The sequence below is a fragment of the Pseudoalteromonas sp. G5_S1_14_S5 genome (assembly GCF_054968605.1).
The window spans coordinates 1-2,427 of record NZ_JBQKUM010000161.1 but is presented as its reverse complement, the minus strand read 5'-3'; the positions used below and the strand labels follow the sequence as shown (position 1 = coordinate 2,427).

Annotated in this window: 2 protein-coding genes and 1 pseudogene; 2 read left to right on the top strand and 1 reads right to left on the bottom strand. The window is 41.4% G+C overall.

Annotation, left to right across the window (positions count from 1 at the left end; translation table 11 throughout):
- Window positions 1-811: hypothetical protein (locus ACTRWI_RS22265; protein WP_499133873.1), on the top strand; the 811-nt coding region annotated here is incomplete at its 5' end.
- A 171-nt stretch (window positions 812-982) separates the two neighbouring features.
- On the opposite strand, the pseudogene ACTRWI_RS22260 reads toward ACTRWI_RS22265, so the two are convergent.
- Window positions 983-2,083 (bottom strand): annotated as a pseudogene (locus ACTRWI_RS22260) (IS4-like element ISPpr4 family transposase); the annotation flags it as partial.
- A gap of 188 nt (window positions 2,084-2,271) precedes the next feature.
- On the opposite strand from ACTRWI_RS22260, the gene ACTRWI_RS22255 reads away from it, so the two are divergent.
- Window positions 2,272-2,427: tetratricopeptide repeat protein (locus tag ACTRWI_RS22255; RefSeq protein ID WP_499133874.1), on the top strand; the 156-nt coding region annotated here is incomplete at its 3' end.

Here is a 2,427-nt window from a genome sequence, read left to right as displayed (position 1 = left end):
GAATGAGGCTGATTACCAATTAGCGATTGCAGCTGAACGTGACATTGCTGATGTGGCGGCGTTGCAGGCCTTGATTAACCGAGTTGATATCAGTCTGAAAGATAGCGATGGCGACGGCTATCCTGATATAGTCGACGCTTTCCCCGATAACGAACTTGAATGGGCTGATACTGACCGCGACAGGATAGGTGATAACGAGGACAAGCACGATGGTGCGCAGTACTTTGAATCAACCGTGATGAATGTTGTTAGGGCTAATCACGATGGTTGGGTTGTTTTGAGTGGAGCAGACTCTCTAAACAATAATTTTGAATTTAAAGTTGCGATAAATAAAGGAGAATCGGTCTTTAACAAAGTTAAAGATATTGCAAAAATTGTAAATGCAGGAAATGAATACGGTATTTACATGAGATCTGAAAATGGTCAAATGGCCTTATTTAATGGGAAAGGGCCATTGTCTAATCTTTACTTAAACTTGTACCAAGATGTAGCAATAGAGTTAACTAACACCCCTAGCGTCAATAAATTGGATGTCGGCGATGTGATAGTGGTTACTTTTACTTGGGGCCCTCATAATAAAACCACAGAGCTTGAGATACCAATTAAGAGAGCAGCGCAAAGGTTCAAACACAAATGGGCGCCACTCATTGCCAGAAGAGTACAAAAAATGGATCTGGAAGACGTTCAAGTAGGCTCTACTACTGAACAGGGCTTGATAGGAAAAATCGTCAATAAAAAAGAGGGTAATTATATTCGCTTTCGCTACGATATAAGAAACTACAGGAGCGTAAATATATCTTTAAAGAAATAATACCCAAATTATAAAATTTAAGGTATAGCAAACAAGAAGTACCTTTCATTCGAAAGGTACTTCTCTGCTTTTTTAATTGTTAATGCCTTAATTCAACTCCGAAGTACGACACTTTCTAATATCAAGTGGCAACTGTTATTTCTTTGAAAATAACGGCTGGCTGCTTGAATTCTAATCACCTTCTAGGCATAGGTATCTACACAAATTGAGCAAAAACGAACTGGCCAACTCTTTCATCCTATTGATTTCCTCTGTCGTGTAAGTGTTCAATACCTAGCACATTTGTAAGAACACCCAGAGGCCAGCAAGCAAGGCTGAATGTGTCACTGGCTTTGAACGCTTCGTTAAACACCCGCTTAATTTCACTAAAAAACCTTTAAATTCATTCGCTTCTTCTGACTTATCTGAGTAAAGCTTGAAAACGAGCGTCGTTGCAACACTGGCCACAATTAATCGTTTGAGTATCAATTCACCCGTTGTTTGTTGCCATTTCTCAAGCTGATGACCATTCGTTTTCAACAGCTTGAACCAAGACTCAATATTCCAGCGATGGCAATACCACATCGCTATCTCTGTCGCATCAACATCGAAAACATTCGACAATAAATACCACCTTGCCAACTCATTGCCTTTTTCATCGGTCACTAAGCTCATAACAAGGCGACATTCAGGCGCTTGCGACGCCAACTTTTCCGACTTTCTCTGCAACTCAACCTTCGTCTCTCCGACAAAAAGATAACCCTCTCTGCCTCGTATTGAAACAACGCCTTTGATATCTGGATTTAGCTTTCGACCGATTGCCTCAGCCGTTTTAAATTGCCCTTCATGACAGAAAATAGAGGTTTTTTTTGTTCGTGTTAACCAATTTATAGACCCTAACCGTCTTAGATCTTTTGCTGAATCCGCTTCCCTGTCGACAACGTGGACTAAAGGCTTATCTAAACGCAATTGTTCTTACCATTGAATGCTATCAAACAGTGAGTCCAGATAGCTTTGTTTCGGTTGAATGTCTTGAGACCGACATTGATAAATGCCTTTCTCAGTCAATAAGTTCAGGCCCGCTGGAGCGATAGGCTCTCCCGTGTCAGCATCAACAAGTAGAGAGGCTTGTAACTCGTACCCCACATCCAAAGCATGAGACATCTGGGTCTTATCAAACTTACTCTGATGTTTAGAAAAGTTGACATGACACCAGTCATGCGCCATCAAAACATAGCGGCTTTGAGTCTCTTTTACTCCAGCTCTTGCCAGCCCGATCATGGGACTACTCAGCCTTTAGTCTGTATGTTTAAAAAATTAATATACCTTTTTTATTTTACAAATAGGTTTCATCTGTGAGGGGAATGATCACACTCGCTTTGCTCTTGTTTACACCGTTTGCACAGTCGGCAGACTTTAATAAAGGTCTTGATGCTTACAATCAAGGTGAGTTTAAAACAGCCTACAATGAGTGAGTTCCTTTGGCTGAGCAGGGGGATGCGCGTTCTCAATATAACCTTGGGTCAATGTACGACAATGGCGAAGGCGTACTCCAAGATTATAAGCAGGCTGTGTATTGGTATCGAAAAGCTGCTGAGCAGGGGGATGCGCATGCTCAACATAACCTTGGGGCTAGT